The sequence below is a fragment of the Streptomyces sp. UF-297 genome, from assembly GCF_058245575.1.
This window is the reverse complement of the sequence record NZ_JBSIBZ010000086.1, coordinates 18,026-41,967: the sequence shown is the minus strand read 5'-3', so window position 1 is coordinate 41,967 and position 23,942 is coordinate 18,026. Positions and strand designations below refer to the sequence as shown.

Here is a 23,942-nt window from a genome sequence, read left to right as displayed (position 1 = left end):
TCACCAGGTCACCAGGTCACCAGGTCACCAGGTCACCAGGTCACCAGGTCACCAGGTCACCAGGTCACCAGGTCACCGTCAACGACCCACAGCAGGTGCGCGCTCTGCAGGAGGCGGTACGCAACACCGTGGACGCTGACCTCGATCCGACAGCCATCCCGGCGGACGAGCTGGCCATGGCCGGGCTCACCGTCGAATGCGAGACGACCAGCGTGTCCACCGGGAAAGAACTGCGGGAGCACTAGCACAAACACAAGCTGAAGGTATGCGCACGCCGCAGGGTTCCCTCCGTCGGACGAGAATGCGGCTGGCCGCCGGTCAGCCCAGGACGAGGGGGAGTTTCGTGGCCAGCTCGCCCAGTGCTGCGCGCTCGTCTTCGGTCGGTACGCGCCGGCCGGTGCCGATCAGTAGTGCGTCCGTGTCGGAGAAGGACGGAGGGAATGCCGCTCCGGCGATCTGCTCCAGCAGTTCGCGTGTGCGGGCGAGGCCTTCGGCGGGCGGTTGTGCCGCGTGCGGGAGATGCACGATGAGGTCGAGGTGGTGCAGCGTCCATTCCAGGACGTACGCACCGAGGTAGTCGCCCGTGGTGAGCACCTGGTCCTGGGTGCTCACCCGCACCGTGGGGTCGGCGAGTCCGGCGGCGCGACCGGCGGCGGAACCGACGTCGTCGAGATGGAACTTGAGCAACCGCGGCTCTTCATACGCGGCGGCCAGCCGGACGATCAGCGCGTCGAGCGGATCGTCGCCGGTCGGCGGCGTATCGGCGACATTCCAGTAGGTCACCGCATCCCGGGTGGGTTTTGCTTCGGTGGGGGTGACGAGGGTGATCAGGACATCCTGGGCGTCGATGATCAGGTGGCACACCAGGTCCCGTACGAGCCAGCCGGTGCAGCCGGACGGCCGCGCGAAGTCCTCGTCCGAGAGTTCGGCGACCGCTGTGCGCAACGCTGTCCACGAGCGTGAGAAGAGATCCACGGCCGCAAGCTAGCAGCGCCCGGCCCCCGATTGCGACCGAATTTCACCCGCCCGCACGGGGGAAACTCGCGTCCGGGCACGGGGAACTCGGGCTCATGAATATGGGGCTCACGGGCAGTCCGCGAACCCCACGTTCAGTCATCCCACATCAAGGATTTCCTCGTGGAGTGGGAGGGCGAGTGTTCTCGGTACGCGAGACGGTGCCGTCAGCCCGTGGAGACCCCGCTCGCGGCCGATGCACTACTGCCGGTCCCGGCTGCACTTCGGCGGGCGAACTTCACGCGTACCGACGCAGGGAATCAATTCCGCCTACTTGCCCGGCTCCTGGGCCTGCTCGATGCGCTCGGCTACCCGCTCACGCAGTTGAGGAAGCAATGCGTACAAGTCCTCGCCCGGGCAGAGCGTGGCGAAGACGTCGCGATGTCCGGAGATGACGTCGACGGTCGTCGGCTTCTGGCCGGGGAAGTCCAGGGTGGCTTTCCCGGCAGGGTTCAGCTGGTACTGGGATCCCTTCCAGGCGAGGATGTCCCGCAGGCCGTCGAGCATGGGCTCCTCCGGCTTCGCGGCGCCCTGTTCGGTGGGCTCGAAGTTGCCGAGGGTCGCTACGCCGAGAGTTCCCGTGTTGTATCCGGCGGCGTGGCCGCCCAGGATCGCTTTGGGGTCGGCGGAGGGGTTCGCGGCGATGCTGCCACGGCGTCCCTCCCAGATTCCGCCGAAGCGGTCGACGACGAAGTGGTACGGGAAGTCGCCGTACTTCTGGTTGTCGATCATGTCCGCGTAGATGGCGCGCATCAGGCCGGGCACGTCTTCCGGGCGGTAGGCATTGCCGTTGACGGTGTGGTGGACCACCATCGCCCGTACGGTGCTCATGCCCTTGAGCCCAGGGTCGGCCTTGGATTCGTCCGCGCCCCAGTCGGCCCGGCTGTGGACCGTGGGCTTGAGGCGGTCGGCGGCGCCGATGCCTGTTTCGGCCGGACTCGCGGCGGCCACCGGCTTCATGGCCACGCGCTGTACGGAATTCCGCGCGCCCGAGCTCTCCCCTGTGTCCGGCTTCTTGTCCGGGTTGATCAGGGACAGTCGGAGGTCGTCGGGGAGCTTGCCGTTCTGTGCGGTCATACGCAGTTGCACGCCGTCGGAGGTGTCCGAGAAGAAGACTCCGGATCCCGCGCGCTTGGCCTCGTCGGAATCCTGGTCGCTGCCGAGAGGGATGTTCTGCCATGCGGTCCAGGCACCGTTGCGGTGGAACCGTGCGCTGGCACTGGCCGTGTGGCCGAGGCGCGCTCCCTTGCGCCAGGACAGGCTGATCGCCCGGAATGTCTCGGGGGTGTTTTTCCGTACGTCGATCCCGTGCTTGGCGGTGCCGGATTGCGTACCCGGCCGCGGTTCGCCCGTAGCGCCGGTCAGTGTCACGTTCGTCATCTGCGTCGTGGGAGCGACGTCCGCGACCGGGACGGTGGGTTCCGGGACTCCGGGCTGTTCAGCCGTCAGAACTGCGGCGGCGAGGGCCCCACCGGCCAGCAGTGCCGCAAGGGGCCGGGCTATACGTATTTTTGACATCTAGGGACTTTCCATTGGTACGGGACGCAGTGACCCAAAATGATCAAGCGAAGGTGCAGTACATCACAACAAGGCGCCATGAAATACCTATTGCTTCCCTGAAGGTCAAAACGGGCCTTTTTCGCGCACACTTCAAGCCACCCGATTCCTCACCTCGCCGAAGGCCTGCCGGGCGTGCGGGGCTCGGCCGTGGCACGGGCGGTGAAGACACCAAGCCGTACCGGCCGGATCGACGCATCGCATGCACCACGGGTGCCACGTGTGCTCGGTCGGCGTGAGCGTCTCCAGCACCAGCGGCATCGCCATCGAGACGCTGTCGGCGAGCTCGATGTCCTCGGCCACGTCCGGCGCGGTCCGCAGCGGCTCGGGCATCCAGGGGCCGACGTACGGCTCCTTGCGCCGCCCGAGCGTCGCATCCGGGTGAGCACCTGGCGGGTGGTGATCCGGATCAGATACGCGCGCTGGTCCCGTACCGTGCCGAGCTCGACGTCCGCCCACCGCAGCCGAGGTCTCCTGGAGCACGTCCTCCGCATCGGCCGCCGACCCGAGCATCTCGTAGGCGACCGTGAAGAGCAGGTTGCGATGGGCGACGAACGCCTCGGTGGCGGCGTCCCGGCGGCCGATCTCGCATGTGCCCCCGCCGTGTCCTGCGGCGTGGTCCCCCGTGGGTGGCTCCTGTCTCCGGGTGCGCGACCGTGTCACCCCACGAGGCGCCGGGACCCACCGTCCTGTGCCCTCGGAACGGAAATGAGGAGGAGTGGAACACGGGCCACGCCACCGCGGAGCTGACGGCCGCCGCTCGACGGTGGCACACGTCACACGGCTGGACTGTCACAGAGATCGGCTCATCGGCGCCTTGTGTACGACCAGTTACCTCAACAGGAGGCCGACATGAAGGTTGTAGTGGTGGGCGCCGGCTACGCGGGCGTGCTCGCGGCGAACCGGCTGGCCAAGCAGGTGAAGTCTGCCGAGATCACGGTGCTCAACCCGCGCCCCGACTTCGTGGAGCGCGTACGGCTGCACCAGCAGATCGCCGGGACGGGCGCCGTCGCCACGCCCCTCGCGTCGATGCTGAGCGACGGGATCTCGTCGCGCATCGGCAGCGTCGACAAGATCGGTGACAGCACCGTCACACTCGAAGACGGCCTGAGCCTCGACTTCGACTACGCCGTCCTCGCCGTGGGCAGCACGGTGCGGCCGATGCGGGGAACGGTCCCGGTGGGTACGTGGGAGGGGGCGGAACAGGCTCGCGTGGCGCTTGCCGCTCTTCCCGCGGGCAGCACGGTCACCGTCATCGGGGGCGGTCCGACGGGCATCGAGACGGCGTCCGAGGTGGCCGCTGCCAGGCCGGATGTCCGGGTGCTGCTCGTCGGGTCGTCGGTCGCCGAGACCTTCTCCCACGGAGCGCGGAGGCAAGTGCGCACCGTACTGGAGCGGCTGAAGGTCGACATCGTGGACGACGGTGTCACGGAGGTAGCCGCGGGTGCGGGAAAGTTCGACGGCGTGGTGCGCCTTCGCTCGGGAGGGGCGTTCGCCTCCGATCTGACCCTATGGGCGATCGTGGCGGACGTCCCCGACCTCGCGGCGCGCAGCGGTCTTGCGGTCGATGCGCGGGGGCGTGCGGTCGTGGACGAGTTCCTGCGCAGCGTCAACGACGAACGGATCTTCGCCGTCGGCGATTGCGCGGCAGTACCCGGAGCTCGTTTCGCCTGCCAAAGCGCCGGACCGCAGGCCGCCCACGCGGTCAACACCCTGGCCCGCCTGGTCAGCGGCCGCAGGCCCGAGCCGTACTCCCTGCGCTATTACGGATGCGGCATCAGCCTCGGACGCAAGGGCGCGGTAGTCCAGCTCACCCGAAGCGACGACTCCCCGCGGCAGGCCTATCTCGCGGGAAACACCGCAGTGGTGGTCAAGGAAATCGCGACCCGCTTCGCCAAGTACGGCGCCCAGAAAGGCAGCGGTGCCGGTGCGTGAATGCCGCGCCCGAGAATCGGGATTCCCGTCCCGATCATCACTGGAAAAGCCCGCGGCAGCCCCCGTAACGTGTCGCCATGACCGACGAGGCAGAGCAGACGCTCTTCGCAAACCGCTGGGGCGACGCATCGGACCCGATCTCGATAAGGCGCAGGTCCCACCGTGACATCTGCTCGTGCTGCGACGAGGCCACGCCGCATCCGCGCACCCGGCCCGGTTTCCACGCCGAACGGCAGGACACCTCCGCCCCGGGCTGGCAGCGCTTGTTGGAGCTGATCGACGAGGCCGTCGCCGACGGGCGCGAAGAGTTCCGCCCCCTGGCCGAACTCAGCCCCGAAGAGCGGCGGCAGATCGTCACCCTGCCGTCCAGCATCGCCCAACTCACCGCAGTCAAGCACCTGGTGCTCTACGGCAGCAACCTGGTCCGCATTCCGCCCGACATCGGGGCCATGACCAGCCTGGAGGAATTCACCCCCTACACCTCCTACCGGCTGCACTGGTTCCCTTACGAAATAACCCGGTGCCGGAAGCTGCGACGCAGCACGGTGAGCACGCGCGCGCTGTTCGGCAACTACAAGCTGCGACCGCCCTTCCCACAGCTCCAGCCGTCCCGGGCCTCCGTCGCCCAGCTCGATCCGGCAGATCTGGATCCCCGGCACTGGGGCGTCACCGCCCTTCACAGCTGCAGCGTCTGCGACCGGCCGATCGATCAGGGCGGACTTCACCAGGTGTGGATCTCGCTACGCGTGGCCACCGACGTCTTGCCCCTGCTGGTCAACGCCTGCTCGTCGGAGTGCGTAGCCGCACTGCCCGACGGCGCCCAGGGCTACATCCCCTCACCGCACAAGGGCGGCCCGGTCAAGCAGCCGCCGTCCGATGAGGACTGACCATCCGGACACCTTCCTCCCCATCCCCGCCCGGAGAAGGCGGGCCCTCGCCCTATCCGCCGCTCATTACCCCCGGAGTAATCGACCGCTCTCCCCCTCCCCCGGCAGGATCAAGCACATCGGCGGAAACGCCCGCCGGGGTCCGGCCGCAGCCGCGAGGAGAGCCCATGTCCGTGAAGTCCACCGCCACCACCGCGAGTTCCGTCGCCGAGACCACCCGGGCCGTCGTGCAGGAGTTCCTTGCCGCCCGCATCGCCGGGGACACCGGGCGGCTCGTCGCACTCTTCGCCGATGAGGTCGACTGGCTGCTCGCCGACAACCCCACCGTCCCGTGGATCCGTCCGCGGACCACCGCCGCCGAATGCGCCGCCCAGTTCACGGAGTTGATGGAACACACGGTGCCCGAGGACGCCCGCGCCTCCATCGACACCTTCCTCGTCGACGGCACCGACGCCGTCCTGATGGGGCACGTGTCGGGGACCGTACGCGCGACGGGAAAGCCCTTCGAGGGCCCGTTCGCGCTGCGCCTCACCGTCGAGGACGGCCGGATCACCCGGCACCACCTCTACGAGAACAGCCTGTCGATCGCCGAGGCCTGCGCCCCGTGAGGGCGCGAGCAGGCAGCCCTGTTGTGGGCACGGGACCGTCCCCCCGCCAGGGACGCAGCCTCGGCCACCAGCCCGGTACCGCCCGGCGGTACGTCGCGTACTCCACGCCGAACGCCTCCAGCAGCTTCGGCTCCTCGTACCACCGCGCGAACGCCCACATCACCGTTTCGGCGAGCAGCCCGTAAGCAAGCAGAACCGGCCGGCCGAGAAGCAGTGCCTGCCCGCCGATCGATGCCGTGACCGCGACGTACATGGGGTTGCGCACATGGCGGTACAGCCCTCCCACCACCAGCCGCTCGGTGGGCGCGACCGGCGCCGGAGTCCCCAGCCCCTCCACGACGAACCGTACGAAGGCCTGCCCCAGCACCACCGCGCCCGCCAGGAGAACCACGGCGCCCATCACCCGGACAGGCAGCCACCAGTGCCCGGCCTGCCACCCCGTCACCCACCAGGGCACAACTCCGCCCACCGTCCCCGGCGCAAGCACCATGAACACCGAACTCCCCACGGCCGCCCTCGCCCTGCGCATACGGCCAGCATGGCCGCCACACCCTGCGCCGTGAACGGAACTGTCGACCTCCGGTCCCCCACGTCCCCGACCGGTGCGGCCGCGTAATTGCCAGGCGACATCGGCATGTTGCCCGTGCGGATGAGCAGCGGAGGACACGCAGCGAAACTCTTGAGCGCTGCACGGCACCGGCCCACAGCCGGAGTGAAGGAACTGCCGCTGGCCCAACTCGCGGCGCACGGTGTGACGGTCACCCAGACGAGCGCCTCCACAGAAGCGGTCGCCGAGTGGACCGCTGCGGCGATGCTCCTGGCCGCCAAGGGTGTGCCCGTGTACGTACGTGCGCGCGAGCGACGCGCGACAGTGGCGGCCAGGTGCTGGGGCGCCCCTGCTCGTGGCAGGGACGCAGACGCTCATCGTCGGCAGCGGCGCGATCGGCTCATACGCGGGCTCAGTGCTGGTGCAGGGCGTAGGTGAGGCCGGCGTCGCTGCTGTCCTCCAGGCCCCTGCGGAACGCCGCCTCGTAGGCAGCGTCCCCGACGGATTCGCGGGCCTGGCGTTCACAGGCTTCGCGGGCGGCAAGGAGTTCGGGGACACCCAGCTGGGACCGGCCGATGATGTCCCAGGTCTGCTGGCCGATGCCAAGGAGGCGGGCCGCCCGCTCCCCGTGGCCGGTGCCGGCGGCCACCGAGGCCAACAGGTCGAGGGCCGTGGCGATGCCGATGCTGTCGTGGAGCAGGGCCTTGCCCTCCAGGGCGGCTCGGGCGTGTGCGGCGGCCTCGTCCAGCAGGCCCAGGCCGCACGCCGCATGCCCGTGCACGTAGTCGGCGAAGGCCCGGGCCCACCGCTCGCCGCGCTGGGCACACTCCGCGCGCAGGGCATCGGCCACCGCGCCGGCCTCCGCGAACTCCCCCAGGTTGGTGTGGACGAACACGCGCAGCGTCCACACCAGGAAGCGCGCCCCGGCATACCCGCCGCCATGTTCTTCAATGTAGGGCACCGCATCGAAGACCTTGGCGGCCTCGGCGGGCTGTCCGGTCAGCGCGAGGCGCCCGCCCTCGAGGTGGGCGGCGGCGATCAACATGGCGGGGTCGGCCGCCGCCTCGGCGTCGGCCCGGAACTCCGTCCCCAGCCGGGCGACCACGTCGTAGTCCCCCTGCCCCAGCGCGATCGCGCCGCAGGTCCACACCGCCTTGCTGCGGGCCGAACCCGCTGTCGTGCCACGTTGCAGGGCCCGGTCGAGGTAGTGGCGTCCCTCCCGCAGGAAGCCGCAGCACAGCCAGAAGAACCACAGCGCCCCGCCCAGCTCCAGCCCGGTCTGTCCGTCCTTCCCCTCGTCCAGGCAGAAGTCCAGCGCGGCGCGGAAGTTGGCGTGCTCGGCGGTCGTCCGCTCGTACCAGGCTGCCTGGTCAGGCCCCATCCAGGCGGCATCCGCCTGCAGGGCCAGCGCCCGATAGTGCTCCCGGTGACGGCGGCGCAGCTCGTCCTCCTCGCCCAGACCGCGCAGCCAGCCGGCGCCGTATTCACGCAGGGTGTCCAGCATCCGGTACCGCTCCCCGCCCCCGGTGGGCTGCCAGATCAGGATCGACTTCTCCACCAGCGCGGCCAGCAGCCCGTCGACGCGGTGCTGGGGGAGATGGCCATCGGCGCACACCCGGCGGGCCGACTCGCCATCGAAGGTCCCGGCGAACACCGACAGCCGCGCCCACAGCAGCCGTTCGTCCGGGCTGCACAGCTGGTGGCTCCAGCCGATCGCAGTCCGCAGCGCCTGGTGCCAGGGAGGCTCGGTGCCGTGCACCACCTTCTCGGTCTCCCCCAGGACCGTGAACCGATCGTCCAGCCGCTCGGTCAACTCCCCGACCGACAGCTCGCCCAGGCGCGCCGCGGCCAGTTCGATGGCGAGCGGCAGGCCGTCCAGGCGCCGGGCCAGGCCGATCAGCGCGGCCCGGCCGGCACCGGTGACCGCGACGTCGGGCACGCGCTGCGCGGCGCGCTCGGCCAGCAGTACCACCGCATCCGCCCGCGGTGCCGCGGGATCGTCGAGCTCCGGGACCGGCAGCGGTTCGACCGTGTACACCTCCTCACCGGGCGCGCCCAGGCGACGGCGGCTGGTGGCCAGGACCCGCAGGCCCGGCGCGGCCCGCATCAGCGCCTGGACGGTCAGCGCGCAGGCGTCGGCCAGGTGCTCGCAGGTGTCCAGCACCAGCAGCAGCTCCCGCTGCGCCAGATAGTCGGCCAGGACGTCGGTCATCGGGCGGGTGGTCTGGTCGACCAGCGGCAGCGCCTCGGCAATGGCGTACGGCAGCGCCTTGGCCTCGTGCAGCGGCGACAGCTCCACCAGCCACGCCCCGTCCCGGAATTGGGGTTGCAGGGTGGTCGCGGACTCCAGCGCGAGCCGGGTCTTTCCCACCCCGCCGACTCCTGTCAGGGTCACCAGCCGCGCCGGCCCCGCGAACAGCCGCCCGATCTCTGCCAGTTCACCACGGCGGCCCACCATCCTCGTCCGCGCTGTCGGCAGATTTCCCACCCGTCGCTGCTCGACGGCCACGGTCGCCCCCTTTCCGCCCCGCACACCGCCCGCGCAGGGATGAGCCACAGAGTCTGCCGCCCCAACCCCACGCCATGCGCGGCCGGAGAGAATGCGACCTGTCACGCCCGAAGCTGACCGTGACAGTGCAGGAAATGAACGGATCTCAACGCATCCTGCACAAAGATCGTCCGGCGCCGCGAGCCCGATCGGGGCGACACCGCATCCAGTCCAAGGCGATCGGCCCGATCCGCGCCGTCCACCATGAACCCACACCCAGCAGACAGGTCCCAGTTCACCCGCGCCGGTGGGCGCCGCCCGTATCGTCCAAGAGCACCTACGGCATGCACGAGGAACACGTCCAAGGCCTGTTCTGCTCAAGCACCACTGCTCTGATACGTCAGCACGCTCGCGGGCCTTAATGTTGACGTGATTCGTGCCCTTGGAAATTTGGTCCGCAGGCATGGGCCACACCGTCTTACTGGGCGTCAGCGTTCTCCGGACAGCGTTGCGCGCAACGCAGCACCACAGCCTCCCCGGAGCCCCGCCCTTGGCGGGGGCACTCGTCTTTATGCCCGGTGCAGGTCGCGCTGTATCACGTCATACAACGGCGAGTCGGGGAAGGGCAGTTCTTCTCCGGCGTGCTGGCGATGACGCAGCCCCAGCCTCCGGCGGCTGTGTGGCTCGTGAGCCGGTCCTCGAAGCGCGCCACGGAGAAGAACGAATCGGTGGCGATGTCATCCGCGTACACGTCGGCGTAGACGTCAAGGATGGTGGCGCGGATCTCCGGCAGCAGCTCGCTGGTGTAGTAGCTGGTCGTCAGGAGATCCACGGTCACGTGGCCACCGCCTCGTATCGGTTCGAGAATCCGTCAGCTTCCTGCTCGTTGCGTTCGAGCAGGACGTCGCGGAACTCCTTCAAACGTGTGTTGATGCGGCCGTTGTTCACCCCTGGCAGCAGCGCCAGAGCCTCGTCTCCGGCCGCAACGGCTTCCTCAAGTGCTCCGGCTTCTGCAAGGGCTCGCCCGAGCCTTGCATGGGTGGCAAGGTGGTTACGCCGGAACGGAGTCGACTGCACGATGGACGTTCAGCAGCGCGGACAACTGCCCGCAACGACGCCCTCTCGTCTGGTCCAGCGCTGCCCGGGCGATCGGCACGGCCTCACTGCCGTACCCGCGCTGCCAGGCCTGGTGCGACATGGAGGACCAGATGCGGGCCTGGAGGCGCGTGTCACGCGCCGGTAGATCGAGACCCCACGCTCGGACGTCCGCCCATGACCGCCACAAGCCTCCCCCTCGCGCGCACTGGGCATCGGCCCTCGCCGGACACCGTGGCCTGCGTGCTGCCTGGGGCCCGCGTCACCCGAGGTCGCGTACGGCGGGCGGCAGGACGGGGCGGTAGTCGGGGGCGGCATGGTTGCGACGGATGCGGCGGGCCCGTAACGGCATGCCTCCGTGGACGAGGGTACGTACGAAAACGGACGGACGACGGACTCCGAAGGCGCGGCGCAGTGGCTCGTCGAGGAGCATGCCGGCGGCGGCACGTGCCAAGGCCCGGACAGGTGAAGTCGTCGGCGGACGAGAGGCTTTCGGACCGGATCGCGATCGGGGTGCCGCCCCGCGCCGGAATGGACGAGCAGTTTCTCCAGACGGCTGATGCCGGTGCCCCCGCTGACGGCGAGGGAGACGACCGGCCGCAGAATACGTACTTGCCGACGATGCATCGGCGCGTACTGCCTCACTCCGCTCAACGCCTTCTCCCACCTGTAGAGGTCTGCGTCACCGACAGGCCCCTTCGCAGCGGGTGGGAGAAGGCAACGTCGTCACTCCTGCTGCGGAGCGCCCATTCGTGCTCGGCGTCTGTCTGTGTGCCGTTCCTATCCTGGCCGTTGACCGGCCTGGGTCTCCGGTTCTGTGTCGTTCAAGGTGCCCGGGATCCAGTTGCCGTGGAAGCCTGCCGGTATGCGGACCGGTACGTGGATCTCGGCGACCGGGGCGGCGCTGAGGTCGGTGGCGTCCAGGATGGCCAGGTAGCTGGTGCCGCGGGAGCGGTCGTGGGCGAAGGTCAGGAGGTAGCCGTCGTCCTCGTGGCCGGGGGTGGTGGAGCGGGGGACGAAGACGGGCTCTCCGCAGGTGTGGCCGGCGGGGAAGCGGTGGGTGCTGCGCAGGGCGCCGTGGGTGAGGTCGTACTTGTAGATCTCGGTGTGGTGGGGCTCGGCGTCGAGGGTGAATCCGGCGGTGTAGCCGTAGCGGTGGGGCAGGCCGATGCCGGTGTCGGCGATGCGGGGGTATTCGCTGGGGGTGTCGTCCAGCGGGGTTTCGGTGACCTTGCCGGTGGCCAGGTGGAGCACCCACTGGTGCAGCATCGGCAGGCCGCCGCTGAGATCCTGTGGTCCCTGTCGCCACAGGGTGGGTACGCGGGTGCCGGTGAGGGTGATCGTCCCGTCGGTTTCGAAGGCGTTCATGGTGTGCCATACGTAGCAGGGGGCGATGTCGAACCACCGTACGCAGGTGGTCTCCCCGGTCCGGGGCAGGATGCCGAAGCGGGCGCGGTGGCGGTCGTCCCAGCGCCAGGGCGGGCCACCCGCGGCAGCCCGGTCGGCGTCGAAGACGACGGGCAGGTCCATGAAGATGACGTGCCGTGCGGTGATGGCGAAGTCGTGCATCATCGTGGCCCGCGGCACGTCCACGGTCTGTTTCTGGAGCACCTTTCCCGCTGCGGAGGCCCGGTAGTAGGTCAGGTACGGCGGCCGGAGCCGGTAGCCGAAGAAGTGCAGCTCCCCGGTGAGGGGGCAGGTCTTGGGGTGGGCGGTCATGGGGGTGGTGAGCGCCCCGTCGAAGGTGAAGGTCCCGAGGGTCGCCAGGCCGGGGGTGATCTCGTAGGGGAAGCCGCCTTCTTCGAGGGCGAGGAGCCGGCCGGCGTGGGCGATCAGGTGGGTGTTGGCCGTGGTGACGCGGTAGTCGATCCGTGAGGTGGCCGGGTCGAAGGCAAGGGCGAAGCGGGAGGCGCCCGGCTGTGCGTACAGCGGGGTACGCACGTAGCGGTTGCGGTACCAGGTGGCCCGGCCGCCGGCCAGCGCGATGGTGTGGATCATGCCGTCGCCTGCGAAGAAGTGGGGCGACCAGCCACTGCGCGGGTTGGGCCCGTTGCGGAAGTACTGGCCGTACAGCTCCTTGGGGACGGCGCCGGTCACCGCGCTCGGCCGGTGTGTGACCTCGGCCGCGACCGGTGCGTTGTTGCCCGAGAGGTGCAGGGGCGCCGGGGAGCCCGACGGCCCCGAAGGCATCGTCATCTGCGGTCTCCTGCCGTGGGGTGAGGCCGCCAGCGTCCCGCAAACCGCTGTCCCGCGGCAGTCTTGTTCTTTTCGCACGCGTCAGCCGCCCCGGCCCGTACGACGTCATCCTCCATCCGGCGCCCGCAGCGGCAAGCACACCCTCCGCCCGGTCCTCAAAGTCGAACGCACATGGTGCGCTGCCTCCCTCACCGCCGCCACAGGCGCATCCGCGCCAGGCGGTGCGTCCACCGCCTGGCAGGTACGTACGGATCTGCGTTCAGTGCGCGTCGGTCCATGGCGCATCAGGACCTCGAACGCCCCCTGCCAGCGGGCTGGATCTACGCTGTGCCCCGCGGCCACCGCACGATCTTCCATCGTCACACACCGATGATCAGCGGTGGCCGTACCCGTCTCCCAGCCGGCCCCCCTGTTAGCAGGATCGTGGTCTACGGCTGGAGCATTAGCGGTTACTGAGTGGGGAGGAGGCACAGCCGGGTGGTTGCCAGCGGTGAACAACACGTGAAGCGTTCGCGGATCTGGGCGGTCCGCACGGCGCGGCTGTTCGATGGTTACGCATTGCGACCAGGGCGCCCACTTGTGCTCATCGATGGCTCGCGCATCGCAGGTGTCGATATGACGGGAGCGTCTCCTTCTGCAGACCTGCGCGTTCTGGATCTCGGTGACGCCACGCTGTCGCCCGGGCTCATCGACTCTCACGTACACCTTGCCTTCGACCCCGACGACAAGTCGAAGCAGACGATGGCAGAGGAAGATGACCGCACCACCCTGGCGCGCATGCGTGTCCACGCCGGGCAGCAGCTGCGGGCGGGGGTCACCACCGTACGGGACCTCGGCGATCGTTGTTTTCTCGCCGCATCGCTCCGTGACCACTACACGGCAGGGACGGAGACAGGTCGTTGGGCGAAGGAGGTTTCGAACCGCGCATATCCACGAACCGGTCGAGGTTCCGGACGAATTCCGTGACGCCGGTCTGAGCTCGATCGGCTTGGAGTTGGGGGAGGGTGCCCGGCAATTCCCGTTCAGGGCAGGTGGGTTGGTGGGTGGATCGGTGTTGATGGGGCCGGGGTGGCTGGGCCGGGTGAGACCTGCGCTGAACGTGGGGCGTCTGCCCTGAACGGGGTTTTGGGCACCCTTTAGCGGTGTGCTACTTCGTGCCCGAGACGATGAGGTACGGGGAGCGGGTGCGTTCCGCGTCCCAGGCGTGGCGTTGCAGGGATTCGGGGTCGGCGAGTTGTTGGGCGTCGGCGAGGACGGGTTCGCGCAGGGTGATGTCGGTGAAGCCGGCGTCGGCGAGGACTCCGGTGAAGACCGGTACGTTCCAGTGGTAGTCGCGCAGCAGGACTGCCTCGCCGTCCGGGCCGAACAGTTTGGTGCGCTTCGGTTCCCCGTCGGCGTAGCTCTTTCCCGGTTCGCCGACCTGGAAGGCGGAGAATTCCACGCCGATGCTTCCCGGGTGTACGTCGAGTACCACGAACCGTCCGCCGGGGCGCATCGCCCGGTGGACCTCCCGCACCAGCGAGCGGATGATGTCGAGGTCCGGGATCGTCAGGAAGACGTTGCAGCAGATCGCGCCCGAAATGCTCTCGTCCTCCAGGAAGGTAAGGCCGTCGGCGCCCATGAGGACGTATTCCAGGCCGGGGTGCACGTACTCCTTCCTGGCGATCTCGATCATGCCGGGTGAGTCGTCGACTCCGATCACCGGGCGCTCGTAGGTGGTGGCGATCTTCTGGCTGAGGTGGCCGGGGCCGCATCCCACGTCGAGTACCGGACCCGCCGGTGCCTGATCCAGGCGCAGTGCTTCCAGGGCGAAGGGGTAGCCGAAGGTCCAGCAGAAGGACTTGTCCCAGTTGGCGTAGTCGGTGGCAACTTCCTGCGACGTCCAGGGGGTTGGGGGCGGCAGGGTCTGGCTGCCCGGAGAGCCCGGCGCGGGCTGGGGCGATTGTGTCGTCATCGTTGGCTCCAAGGCTCGACTCGGAGGTGCACGGGAGAGCGCTCGGCGGATCGGCCCTGAACAGGAGGGAGGAAGGGCCGGCCGGCGGCAGATTGGCCCGACCGTACTCACGACCGCTCGTGTTTCTCTTGAGTCACGCTCGAGGGCTGCACATACTCTCGCTCCCCCAGGGTTGATTCGGCTTCGGCCGAGGGTGATTTCGTGCCGCGCGCATCACCGGCCCCATCAGCACGAATCACGCTCCTCAACACCTCGAGCCAGAGCGCAATTCGAAGCGATCACGATCAAACCTTGAGTGGATCTTGATAACGTCCGTTTACTGCCGGCGCGGACGGCAGCCGTAGTCACGGTCCCTGTCAATGCGCACCGGTGGTGCCAGAAATTCTCCTTTGTCGGGCCCCTTCCTCCGCTGAATGCCGAAGTGTCCCGGATTCGACCGGTCTCCTCGCAGATACCGGCCCTCTCGGTCGAGCGGCCGCCAGAAAACTCACGCGGCTGCCCCCACACTTCCTCAGCGTGATCCCACCCCAAGAAAGAGGTGGTTCGTGACGACCGTTTCGGAGCAGACCTGGGAAAGGAACGTCACCAAGCACGCGGATGAACGACTCAACGGGCCCAGAGGCTCGTGGTGGTTCACCGGAAAGGCTCCACTGCCCGGCCTGTGTCCGGGTGTCGGCGCGGACGGCCGGATCACCTCGCTACCGCTGCCCGACCTGTCCATTTGCGATCGCGCCGCGGCCCTGGACTATTTCGACAACTCCTGGGCGCTGCAGGAAGTCCTGTTCGCCGGGCTGCGCACCACGGAGGCGTTCTACCGTCCGCCGTCCCACAATCTGCGGCACCCGATGATCTTCTACTACGGGCATCCGGCCGCGCTCTATGTCAACAAACTGCGGGTGGCCGGGCTGCTCGACGGTCCCGTGGACGCGTACCTCGAACGGATCCTGGAGACCGGCGTCGACGAGATGTCCTGGGACGACCTGTCCAAGAACGAGATGCTGTGGCCCTCGGTCGCCGATGTGCACGACTACAGCGCCGAGGTCTACCGCCGTGTCCGTCAGGTCATCGAGGCCACGGATTTCGCCCCCGACCTGGGCCGCCCGGTGGGCCAACAGGACCGGGCCTGGGCGCTGTTCCTGTCTTTCGAGCACCACCGCATCCACCTGGAGACCAGCTCCGTCCTCATCCGCGAACTGCCCCGCCACCTGGTCGAGGCGCACCCGGCATGGCCCGCCCCCGCTCCGATGCGGCGCACCGGCTCCGGCGGACGGCCCACCCCCGAGGCGGTCCCGGACAACCGCATGGTCGCGATCGAGGGCGGCCCGGTGCACCTGGGCAAACCCGCCGGCTTTCCCTCCTTCGGCTGGGACAACGAGTACGGGACCCGCCAGGTGGAGGTCGCCACCTTCGAGGCCGCCCGCCTCCTGGTGAGCAACGGCGAGTACTACCGCTTCGTCGCCGACGGCGGCTATCGCAGGTCCGAGCTGTGGTCGGAGGAAGGCTGGCGGTGGCGGGCCTTCCGTAACGCCAAGTGGCCGCGGTTCTGGGTGCCGGACGGCCCCAGCGGGCTGCACGCCTACCGGCTGCGCACCACCTTCGACGAGATCGAGATGCCCTGGGACTGGCCGGCGATCGTCAACTACCACGAGGCCAAGGCGTACTGTGCCTGGCGCGGCACCCAGGACGGCCGCACCTACCGGCTGCCGACCGAGGCCGAACACCGTATGATCCGCCAACTCCCGGAGACACCAGGGGTGTTGGACGATCCGGTGATGCATCTCGACGGCACGCGGCTGAGCGAGCGGGGCGTCAACCTGAACCTCGCCTGGGGATCGGAGAGCCCGGTCGACCACTCCCCCGCCACCGCGCACGGCGTGCACGACGCGGCCGGGAATCTGTGGCAGTGGGCGGAGGACGTGGCCAACCCCTTCGACGGATTCGAAGTCCACCCGTACTACGAGGACTTCAGCACCCCCTGTTTCGACGGGCAGCACCAGATGATTCTCGGCGGCGCCTTCATCAGCACCGGCGACGAGGCGAGCATCTGGGCCCGCTTCCACTTCCGCCCGCATTTCCTGCAGCAGTCCGGCATCCGGCTGATCGCCTCGCCCGAGTCGTGTGCGGACGACGAAGGGGCGAGCGGTGCGGCGTCGGGCGCGCAGGCCACCCGTGAGCTGCTCGACCGCCACCTCCTGATGCACTTCGCGAACGCCAGGGACACCTTCGGCAGAGCGGATCACCCGCTCACCGCGGCGCACGGCTATCCGCGGCGTCTGGCGCAGTTGCTCGTGCGGGAGGCTCAGGAGGCCGGCGCCCGGCTGCACCGCGTGCTCGACCTCGGCTGCACGGTCGGGGGCGGGAGTTTCGCCCTCGCCCAGAGCGGGGTGCGCAGCGTGGTCGGCGTCGATCTCAGCCCCCTGTTCGTCGACACCGCGCGCAGACTGGCGCGCGGCGAATCGGTCGCCTACGAGCGGTTCGACCAGGGGGAGAACTGCACCCGGCTGCACGCCCGCGCGCCGAGGCCGGCGGACGGCTGCGAGCTCGACTTCCTGGTGGCCGACGGATCCGAACTGCCCAAGTCGCTGGGCGGTTTCGACGCCGTGCTCGTGTCCGACCTACTCGACCGGGTCGCCGACCCGTACGCGCTGCTGCGGCAGTTCACCGAGTCCGACGACGTCCTGGCGTCCGGCGGGCTGCTGCTCGTCGCCAGCCCGTGGGGCTGGCACAGCTCGTGCACCGCACCCGAGAACTGGATCGGCGGGCGGCGCCAGTCGCCGACCAGCGAGCGCGAGTTGCGGCGCTTTCTGGCCGGGACCTTCCAGAAGGTGGCGGAGGCGGACGAGCCCGGGGTGTTGCGCGGCCACGCGCGGCGCTTCGAATTCCTCGACGCGGACGTCTCGGTCTGGCGCAAGCGCTGACGCGAAGCCCCTGGCGGGACATCCCTGCCGGGCGGCGTACGTACCCGTGTGCATCCGATCCGATGCGCGTCCGGGAACTCCCTGCCGAGCAAGGTGAGGCACTTCCACCAGTGAGGAAAGCACGATGAGCCAGAAAAAGATGAAGGCGGCTGCCGAGAGCAGCAAGCGCAGGGGCGTCATGGACGGTAGGGACGGAATGGATCCCGTGCCGTCCATGGACTGTACGTACGGCATCGACCGCACCGAGGTGGAAGAGGACCTGCGGGGCGTGCGCGATCCGGATTTCCTCGCCCTGGGCCTGGGCGGTACGAACATGATGGCCATGCTGTGGACGGTGGCCATGGGGCGCCGGGCCGTCGGCGTCGAAATGCGCGGCGGTCCCTCTCTCGGGGTGCACTGGAATATCCGCGAGGAGCTGTACCACCATCTCGGCCTGATCGACCGGTTGATGCTCAAGCGCTATGGCGAGGAGGGTATTCCGCGCCGGGGCGACGGTCGGCTTCTGCGGCTGTCCGACAGCATGTACCAGCCGGGCCTGCCCGCGGGGCCGGTCACGGCCGACGAGGTGGTCACCGGATTCCTCGGCTCGTACGTCGGCGCGGAGGCCCGGATCGTCGGGACCATCCACCACACCGAGTTCATCGACGACCGGTGGAAGGACGGCAAGCCGAACCGGGTCGTGACGGTGCTGGACCCGGCCGTGCCCGCCGCCAAACCCAGCAAGAAGCGGCTCGGCGGCAGCATGGCCGAGGTGCTCGACGGCCCGTCCATCTTCCAGGCCCAGGCCGCGCAGATGCTGATCCTGCTGCGGCGCTATCTGGAGGCCGTGGAGCGGATGGACCTGGAACGGGGCCTGGAAGAGCCGCGGGTGCGGCTCTTCACCCAGCACCGGGTGGTCTCGGAGACGGAGGGGGACGGCTTCGTCGAGCACCCCGACGGCCGTATAGGGGTGCGGATAGAGGCGATACGGGAGCTGGACTTCAAGGGGAAGTTCCGCCGGGTGCGCGCGCCCGGGTCCAAGGTGATCGACGTCGGCGTCCCCGAACTCATCATGATCGCGCAGGGTTTCGAGAGCATCGACGCCGAGCGGCTCGGCTTCAAGCAGGAGGACGTCACCGTCGACCACCAGGACGGGCACGGCCCGGTGGTGGCCCAGGCCGACTACCTCGCCGGGCTGATGGACGTGCTGGTGGACGGCCGGCTGCGGCGACGGGTCGCCTCGGAGTTCGACCAGGACGGCACCGAGTACTGGGCGCGCCAGATCGCCGTCGGGCACGAGGCGGACCCCGCGGTGGGCTGGGTTCTGGTCCAGGTCCCGGACTTCAAGACCTTCGATCCGATCGCGACCGGGCTGGTTCCGGAGGGAACCGAACAGGAGACGCCGGAGTACTACGCGGCGTATCAGTACCTGATGCGCGAGTTCTTCCTCGAACAGGCGGCGCTCATCCTGGAGATCCCCCAGCAGGAACTGCGCAAGGTCCAGATGCTGTACGGGCCCAAGCTGTTCAGCTTGGTCGAGCGGATGGGTGAGGACGCGCTGCTGGCCAGGAACACCGTGGTCGCCGGGGACTCGTTCGGCAACGGGCACTTCATGACGAGCGGTGGCGCCATGACGGGCATGGTCGGACACGGACGCCGGGTGCGGGACTACTGGCGGGCCCGCAACAAGGAGGTCGGCCGCAAGCGCGCCATCCGGAATCTCGCCGACGGGATCAAGGAGGACACCCTCGGCTGGCTGCAGGTCAGCGCGCAGGAGTTCAGCCAGGCCGCGCCGATCAACTTCGGGGCCGAGCGCATCCGGCAGATCGCCGAGTCGAGCGGGCGCGACGAGGCGTCGCGGGCCGCGGCCATCGATGCCACCCGGCGGCACCGGCACACGCTGGCTCCGCTGGACTACTCGGACTGGCGGCGCCCGGTGATGTATCCGGGCACGGTCTACGCCTTCCCGCTGCCGCCGCTGCTGCCCACGCATCCGGCGGCTCGGGACGCGGCCGCCGATGAGGGTCAGGAGGCCGCTGCTTCCTGAGCGCTCCGCCGGCTGTGCGGCCGGCCGGCTGCGGGCCGTCCGCAGCCGGTCGCTCCCGCACGGCGGAGCCGCGTATCGGCACTGTCCCGCGCCCCTCATGGGGCGCGGGCACCGTTCCTCACCTCAGGAGTGACCGTCATGCCGCGAACACCACCACCGCCGGGCCTGCGGCCGGGGCTCGAACCGCAGCGGGAGGAGATCGAGGCGATGATGGCCTCGGCGACCTCCTTCGTCACCGACTTCCTCGGATCGCGCGGCCAGGCACCGGCCGTACAACTTGAGGGACCGGAAGGGGAGTTGACGCGTCTGCTGGCGCCTCCGGGGGACGGCCCCGGGGAGTTCGGCCAGCTGCTGGCCACCTTCCGCGCGGCCGCCGAGCGGGCGGTGGAGACCGCGGGCCCGGGCTGCTTCGCGTACTTCACCGGCGGCGGTCTCTTCGCCTCCGCGCTTTCGGAACTGCTCGCGAGCACGGTCAACCGCTTCACGGGCGTCAGCTCCATGGCCCCCGCGCTGGCGGCCATGGAGCACGGTGTCATCCGCTGGTTCTGCGAGCAGTTCGGCCTGCCGGAGTCGACATCGGGCGGGCTCATCACCACCGGGTCCTCCACCGGGACACTCTCCGCCCTGATCGCCGCGCGCCAGGAACTGCTCGGCGACCCGCCGTGCAGCGGGACGATCTACGTCACCGAGCACACCCACCTCTGCGTCGCCAAGGCCGCGCGGATCGCCGGGTTCGCGCCCGACCAGGTCCGTACCGTCCCGGTCACGGCCGATCTGCGGATGGACCCGCAGGCGGCCGAGCGGCTGATCGCGGCCGACCGCGCGGCGGGCCGGCGGCCGTTCTTGCTGGTGGGGACGGCGGGCACGACCAATACGGGCACGATCGACCCGCTCGGGCCGCTCGCCGAGGTGGCGCGCAGACAGCGGGTGTGGTTCCACGTCGATGCCGCGTACGGCGGTGGCTTCCAGCTGACCGAACGGGGCCGGAGCAAGCTCTCGGGTATCGAGCGGGCCGATTCGATCACCCTGGATGTCCACAAGTCGATGTTCTTCCCCTACAGCTCCGGTCTGCTCCTGATGCGCCGGGCCGGTGCGCTGCGGGCGGCGCACCGCGCGGACGCCGACTATCTCCAGGACATGGACCGGGACACCTGGCTGCCCGACTACCAGGACCTGGGCATCGAGATGAGCCGGGAATTCCGCGGTCTGCGGCTGTGGCTGCCGCTGCATCTGCACGGCATCGGCGCATTCCGCGCGGCCATCGACGAGAAACTGGACCTGGCCGCGGCGGCCCACCGCGAGCTGCGCAGCATTCCCGGTCTGACGGTGGCAGAGCCCGATCTGACCGTGCTCACCTTCCGGGCGCCGGGCGGCGACGAGGTCAACCAGCGGCTGCTGGGCCACATCAACGCGAGCCGTCGGGCCTATCTGACCAGCACGCGGATCCGGGGGCGGCACACCTTGCGCATGTGCGTGCTCGGGCACCGTACGCACCGTACGCATGTCGAGGAGGCACTGAAGATCATCCGTGCCGCGGTGGGCGCGGCCGCGCGAGTCTGAAGGGTGCGGTGAACTCCTGCTGCCCACACGGGCGAAGGGGCCACCGGCCGGGACGCACGCTGCCGTCCGTCGGTCCGGTGCCCCCTTCGCCGGGCGTCATCGCAGGCATCAACGCGCTGCCGTCACAGGAGGTTGTACCGTCCCGGCGCGATGATCTGGTCGGGGTCGAGCGACTTCTTGATGGCCGCCATGGTCTGCCAGTACGCGTCGTCGGAGCTGACGAGCGCCGCGATGGCCTCGATGCCGGCGCGGTGCGGTGCGTAGCCCGCCGCGGTCAGCACCTTGCGCAGCTGGACGGCGCACGCGTGGGCGTTGTGGACCTGCTCGGCATCGCTCCGGTTGAACAGCACGATGAGGGTGGCTTCGAGGCTGTAGCCGTCCAGGGCGCTGAAGCAGATGCAGGGCCGCAGCCCGTAGGAAGCGCAGACCTCGCGCACCAGGCGGGCCGTCTCCTGCGCGCCGGCGCTGGTGAACGGAACGGCCCAGACATCGCAGACCATGCCGAAGTCGCTGGCGTCCAGGTTGTCGGCGTCGAAGGCGACTCCGACGCGGGAGGCCCAGTCGGTCACGGTCAGGTTGGTGGGCCGCCCCTGCAGCACGCTGAGCACCGAGCGCCACCAGTCGGACTCGTCCTGCGGGAGCTCAGGGGGACGGTCCGTGCCGACCGATGCCAGGTCCAGGCGGCCGAGCGGCGCCAGGGCCTGTTCGGTTTCCCGCAGCAGTCCTTCGACCGCCGCCGGGCGGCCGGTGATCGCCCCGAAGGTGGTCCAGGCCGGAGGGCTGTCGGGCGAGCCGTGGATCCAGACCCCGTCGAAGATGCGGGTCGGGTGGGTGAGGACCCCGTCCCGGTGCAGGCAGGCCAGCACATCGAGCAGTTCGCCGGTCCGCTCGGGCCGTTCGACCGTGAGGCGGAAGGCCGTGGTCGTCCCCGGCCGGCGCCGCAGCCGCAGCGCGGCGGCGGTGACGATGCCGAAGTTGGACTGGATGAACAGGCCTTCCAGCGACGGACCGATGCCATGGTGCCACTGCGGCCCGTGGTGTCCGCCGGCGCTGTGCCACTCGCCGGTGCGCAGGTAGGTCCCGTTGCCCAGCAGGACCTCCAGACCCACCAGGTCGTCGGAGCGGTTGGCGAGATAGCCGATGCCCCGGTCCAAGGTGTTGCCGACCAGGCTGGTGGCGGCGGCCGATCCGGTGATGTTGGCGAGCAGTTCGGGTGCGTGGCGGTCCAGGTAGTCGGCGAGCTGACCTTGCGTAACACCGGGTTCGACCACGACCGTATCCGTGGCGCGGTCCAGGCCGAGAATGCGGTCCATCCGCGACAGATCCACGATGACGGCCCCGTCGCGGACCGGGAGCCAGGAGCCCAGCCCCCAGTTGTGGCCGGTACTGGCGGGGTGGAGGGGGACGCCGTGCGTACGCGCGATGGACACGACCTCGGCGAGCTGCTCCCGCTGGCTGATGCGCAGCGCGGCGGGGACGAGCCGGTCGTGGACGGTGACATTGGCCGTGTACGCGGCCAGGTCAGGTCCCTGGACGACCGCGGCGGGCCCCAGCAGCCGCGACCACTCACGCAGCGCGGCGTCGATGCCGCTAGCCATCCACGCCTCCCGCGGCATCCAGGGCATCGGGGGCGGGGAAGGGCAGCGCGGTGACGGTCCACGTGCCGCCCCCGGCCTTGAGGGTGAGGGACTGGCCGGGCCGGCACCCGGGCTTGAGATGGGCGAAGGCCAGCGGCCGCCCGTACCGGGGAGAGAAGGCGCTGGTGGTGATGTAGCCCGCGAACTCGCCGTTCTGGGCGAAGGCTTCCTGGCCCAGAGCGGGAACCTCGGCCGCAGGCCCGTTCGGCACCAGGCCGGCGAGCCAGAGCCGACGGTCGTCCCGGCCCTGCAGCAGTGCCGAGCGGCCGATGAAGTCTCGCTGCTTGGCCTGCTCGGCCATGGCGGAGAAGCCGGCTTCCCACAAGGTGGTGCCGCCGTGCAGTTCGATCGGGTAGACGCCGAAGACCATGTCCCGGCATTCGAGGCGGAAGACGTCCAGCAGGTCCCAGCCGCACGGGGTGATCAGATCCGGCTGCTTCAGAATCCTGCGCCAGCTCTGGTTCAGGGCCTCCCCGTCCCCCCACATCTCCATACCGATCAGGGTCTTCACAATCCATACCGGGAGTCCATCGGGCGTCCGGGCCTGGCAGGCCTGGAAGGGCCGCAGTTCAGCGATCCGGGCCCGGTCCTGCGGCTCCACGAGTTCGCTCATGGCTTCCAGCCGCTTCGGCCCCTTGATGTTGAAGCAGCCGACCCCGGCGTCCTCCACCGTGGCCCGCGGGTGAGCGGCCAGCGCCTCCGGCAGCCAGGACAGCCCCTTCTTGGGCCCGCCGCACGAGAGGACGTACTCGTCCTCGGCCAGCCGCAGGACCACCGCTTCGTTGTCCACCGTCCCGGCCGGAGTCGTGAACAGTACGAACTTTCCGCGGCCCACGCCCAGCTTCGTCATGTCCACCGGAGTGAGCATGTCCAGGACCTGGCAGGCGTCGGGTCCGGTGATCCGCAGATAGTTCATGGCCCCGGCCACGAAGGCGGCCGCCCGCTCGGTGACCGCCTCGTACTGGCGCTCCATGGAGATCCGGGACCAGCCGGCGACACCCACCACGGTGTCTTCCAGGACACAGACCCCCGTGGGCGGTCCGACCTCGTCCGCAACCAAATTCAGAACGTCGCCCGGGTCCGAGAAGTGCAGTGCGCGCACGTCGTCCCGGGGCGGCAGCTGATCGGTGCCCAGGCGGGACCACACCATCCCCGCCTGCATAAGAGGGCTACGCAAATGCAAGTCATGAATGCGCGGATACAGTCCCTCATCCAGAACAGACCTCATAAACCCTCACCCCCGGTACGCCACGCCCCGCTGCCGAGTTCCCCACACCGATTCACCGTGGTGCCACCTCCTGCTTTCCGCACGTCCCTGCTGAAGAATTCCGGACTCACTGCCCCACGAAATCGGGTGCAGTCACTCCCCCGACCAGCAACATCGGCCGTCCGCCCGCAGCACGCTCGGGCACAACCGACCGGTGAACAGCAGCATGACCTGCCTGGCCATGCCCATCGCAGTTCCCGGGCAGCCTCTGTCAACTTGTGGCGGTGAACGAGCAAAAACGACATCAGGTGCA

At 69.4% G+C, this 23,942-nt stretch carries 18 protein-coding genes and 1 pseudogene; 8 read left to right on the top strand and 11 right to left on the bottom strand.

Annotation, left to right across the window (positions count from 1 at the left end):
* Nucleotides 1-245: hypothetical protein (locus AC4IJH_RS34990; RefSeq protein ID WP_490855994.1), on the top strand; the 245-nt coding region annotated here is incomplete at its 5' end.
* A gap of 73 nt (nucleotides 246-318) precedes the next feature.
* Here AC4IJH_RS34990 and AC4IJH_RS34985 read toward each other — a convergent pair.
* The 3 genes and pseudogenes from AC4IJH_RS34985 to AC4IJH_RS34975 form a co-directional block, all read right to left on the bottom strand.
* Nucleotides 319-975 carry a maleylpyruvate isomerase N-terminal domain-containing protein gene (locus AC4IJH_RS34985; protein ID WP_490855993.1) on the bottom strand — a complete coding sequence of 219 codons (657 nt, stop codon included), beginning with the start codon at nucleotides 973-975 and terminating at the stop codon, nucleotides 319-321.
* Between the two features lie 309 nt (nucleotides 976-1,284).
* Entirely contained in the window at nucleotides 1,285-2,394 is a 1,110-nt protein-coding gene (locus tag AC4IJH_RS34980) for an N-acetylmuramoyl-L-alanine amidase (RefSeq protein ID WP_490855992.1), read from the bottom strand.
* 402 nt (nucleotides 2,395-2,796) lie between these two features.
* A pseudogene (locus AC4IJH_RS34975) lies at nucleotides 2,797-3,156 on the bottom strand (sigma factor); the annotation flags it as partial.
* 267 nt (nucleotides 3,157-3,423) lie between these two features.
* Between AC4IJH_RS34975 and AC4IJH_RS34970 the strand changes: the two are divergent.
* The 3 genes from AC4IJH_RS34970 to AC4IJH_RS34960 all read left to right on the top strand — a co-directional run bounded on the left by AC4IJH_RS34970 (nucleotide 3,424) and on the right by AC4IJH_RS34960 (nucleotide 6,001).
* Nucleotides 3,424-4,506, top strand: coding sequence for an NAD(P)/FAD-dependent oxidoreductase (locus AC4IJH_RS34970; RefSeq protein WP_490855991.1), 1,083 nt, complete (start codon nucleotides 3,424-3,426; stop codon nucleotides 4,504-4,506).
* A 77-nt stretch (nucleotides 4,507-4,583) separates the two neighbouring features.
* Nucleotides 4,584-5,393 (top strand): leucine-rich repeat domain-containing protein, encoded by an 810-nt coding sequence (locus tag AC4IJH_RS34965; protein ID WP_490855990.1) that lies wholly within the window; start codon nucleotides 4,584-4,586, stop codon nucleotides 5,391-5,393.
* Between the two features lie 167 nt (nucleotides 5,394-5,560).
* The gene (locus AC4IJH_RS34960; protein ID WP_490855989.1) at nucleotides 5,561-6,001 is read left to right on the top strand and encodes a nuclear transport factor 2 family protein; all 441 of its coding nucleotides are present in this window, start codon (nucleotides 5,561-5,563) and stop codon (nucleotides 5,999-6,001) included.
* On the opposite strand, the gene AC4IJH_RS34955 is transcribed toward AC4IJH_RS34960, so the two are convergent.
* The 5 genes from AC4IJH_RS34955 to AC4IJH_RS34935 all read right to left on the bottom strand — a co-directional run bounded on the left by AC4IJH_RS34955 (nucleotide 5,943) and on the right by AC4IJH_RS34935 (nucleotide 12,327).
* Nucleotides 5,943-6,530, bottom strand: coding sequence for a methyltransferase family protein (locus AC4IJH_RS34955; protein WP_490855988.1), 588 nt, complete (start codon nucleotides 6,528-6,530; stop codon nucleotides 5,943-5,945). The two genes, AC4IJH_RS34960 and AC4IJH_RS34955, sit on opposite strands and share 59 nt — an antisense overlap.
* A 430-nt stretch (nucleotides 6,531-6,960) precedes the next feature.
* On the bottom strand, nucleotides 6,961-9,057 hold the full coding sequence (locus AC4IJH_RS34950) for an ATP-binding protein (RefSeq protein ID WP_490855987.1): 2,097 nt from the start codon (nucleotides 9,055-9,057) through the stop codon (nucleotides 6,961-6,963).
* A 574-nt stretch (nucleotides 9,058-9,631) separates the two neighbouring features.
* Nucleotides 9,632-9,874: a hypothetical protein gene (locus AC4IJH_RS34945; RefSeq protein ID WP_490855986.1), complete on the bottom strand. Its 243-nt coding sequence runs from the start codon at nucleotides 9,872-9,874 to the stop codon at nucleotides 9,632-9,634.
* Entirely contained in the window at nucleotides 9,871-10,113 is a 243-nt protein-coding gene (locus tag AC4IJH_RS34940; protein ID WP_490855985.1) for a hypothetical protein, read from the bottom strand. The genes AC4IJH_RS34945 and AC4IJH_RS34940 overlap by 4 nt, the downstream gene beginning before the upstream one ends.
* Before the next feature lie 798 nt (nucleotides 10,114-10,911).
* Complete coding sequence (locus AC4IJH_RS34935; protein WP_490855984.1) at nucleotides 10,912-12,327, bottom strand: carotenoid oxygenase family protein; 1,416 nt, start codon at nucleotides 12,325-12,327, stop codon at nucleotides 10,912-10,914.
* Between the two features lie 477 nt (nucleotides 12,328-12,804).
* Here AC4IJH_RS34935 and AC4IJH_RS34930 point away from each other — a divergent pair, with 477 nt between their 5' ends.
* Nucleotides 12,805-13,293, top strand: a complete 489-nt coding sequence (locus tag AC4IJH_RS34930; RefSeq protein WP_490855983.1) for an amidohydrolase family protein — start codon at nucleotides 12,805-12,807, stop codon at nucleotides 13,291-13,293.
* Nucleotides 13,294-13,474: 181 nt separating this feature from the next.
* Here the strand turns inward: AC4IJH_RS34930 and AC4IJH_RS34925 are convergent, their stop codons facing one another.
* Nucleotides 13,475-14,281 (bottom strand): class I SAM-dependent methyltransferase, encoded by an 807-nt coding sequence (locus AC4IJH_RS34925; protein ID WP_490855982.1) that lies wholly within the window; start codon nucleotides 14,279-14,281, stop codon nucleotides 13,475-13,477.
* Nucleotides 14,282-14,826: 545 nt separating this feature from the next.
* On the opposite strand from AC4IJH_RS34925, the gene ovoA reads away from it, so the two are divergent.
* The 3 genes from ovoA to AC4IJH_RS34910 all read left to right on the top strand — a co-directional run bounded on the left by ovoA (nucleotide 14,827) and on the right by AC4IJH_RS34910 (nucleotide 20,785).
* Nucleotides 14,827-17,199 (top strand): 5-histidylcysteine sulfoxide synthase, encoded by a 2,373-nt coding sequence (ovoA, locus tag AC4IJH_RS34920; protein WP_490855981.1) that lies wholly within the window; start codon nucleotides 14,827-14,829, stop codon nucleotides 17,197-17,199.
* A 124-nt stretch (nucleotides 17,200-17,323) separates the two neighbouring features.
* Nucleotides 17,324-19,225 carry a hypothetical protein gene (locus AC4IJH_RS34915; protein ID WP_490855980.1) on the top strand — a complete coding sequence of 634 codons (1,902 nt, stop codon included), beginning with the start codon at nucleotides 17,324-17,326 and terminating at the stop codon, nucleotides 19,223-19,225.
* A gap of 138 nt (nucleotides 19,226-19,363) precedes the next feature.
* The gene (locus tag AC4IJH_RS34910) at nucleotides 19,364-20,785 is read left to right on the top strand and encodes a pyridoxal phosphate-dependent decarboxylase family protein (RefSeq protein WP_490855979.1); all 1,422 of its coding nucleotides are present in this window, start codon (nucleotides 19,364-19,366) and stop codon (nucleotides 20,783-20,785) included.
* A gap of 122 nt (nucleotides 20,786-20,907) precedes the next feature.
* On the opposite strand, the gene AC4IJH_RS34905 is transcribed toward AC4IJH_RS34910, so the two are convergent.
* Together AC4IJH_RS34905 and AC4IJH_RS34900 are read right to left on the bottom strand one after the other, a co-directional pair.
* On the bottom strand, nucleotides 20,908-22,383 hold the full coding sequence (locus tag AC4IJH_RS34905; protein WP_490855978.1) for an FAD-binding oxidoreductase: 1,476 nt from the start codon (nucleotides 22,381-22,383) through the stop codon (nucleotides 20,908-20,910).
* Entirely contained in the window at nucleotides 22,376-23,572 is a 1,197-nt protein-coding gene (locus AC4IJH_RS34900) for a glycine cleavage T C-terminal barrel domain-containing protein (RefSeq protein ID WP_490855977.1), read from the bottom strand. Before AC4IJH_RS34900 ends, AC4IJH_RS34905 begins: the two co-directional genes overlap by 8 nt.
* Nucleotides 23,573-23,942: the final 370 nt, after the last annotated feature.

Excerpts from the sequence above, each read along its gene's own strand:
- AC4IJH_RS34905 (WP_490855978.1), bottom strand. The coding sequence starts at position 22,383 with ATGGCTAGCGGCATCGACGCCGCGCTGCGTGAGTGGTCGCGGCTGCTG.
- AC4IJH_RS34955 (WP_490855988.1), bottom strand. The coding sequence starts at position 6,530 with ATGCGCAGGGCGAGGGCGGCCGTGGGGAGTTCGGTGTTCATGGTGCTT.
- AC4IJH_RS34980 (WP_490855992.1), bottom strand. The coding sequence starts at position 2,394 with ATGACGAACGTGACACTGACCGGCGCTACGGGCGAACCGCGGCCGGGT.
- AC4IJH_RS34970 (WP_490855991.1), top strand. The coding sequence starts at position 3,424 with ATGAAGGTTGTAGTGGTGGGCGCCGGCTACGCGGGCGTGCTCGCGGCG.
- AC4IJH_RS34910 (WP_490855979.1), top strand. The coding sequence starts at position 19,364 with ATGCCGCGAACACCACCACCGCCGGGCCTGCGGCCGGGGCTCGAACCG.
- AC4IJH_RS34915 (WP_490855980.1), top strand. The coding sequence starts at position 17,324 with ATGAGCCAGAAAAAGATGAAGGCGGCTGCCGAGAGCAGCAAGCGCAGG.
- AC4IJH_RS34960 (WP_490855989.1), top strand. The coding sequence starts at position 5,561 with ATGTCCGTGAAGTCCACCGCCACCACCGCGAGTTCCGTCGCCGAGACC.
- AC4IJH_RS34900 (WP_490855977.1), bottom strand. The coding sequence starts at position 23,572 with ATGGTGTGGTCCCGCCTGGGCACCGATCAGCTGCCGCCCCGGGACGAC.
- AC4IJH_RS34925 (WP_490855982.1), bottom strand. The coding sequence starts at position 14,281 with ATGACGACACAATCGCCCCAGCCCGCGCCGGGCTCTCCGGGCAGCCAG.
- AC4IJH_RS34935 (WP_490855984.1), bottom strand. The coding sequence starts at position 12,327 with ATGACGATGCCTTCGGGGCCGTCGGGCTCCCCGGCGCCCCTGCACCTC.
- AC4IJH_RS34965 (WP_490855990.1), top strand. The coding sequence starts at position 4,584 with ATGACCGACGAGGCAGAGCAGACGCTCTTCGCAAACCGCTGGGGCGAC.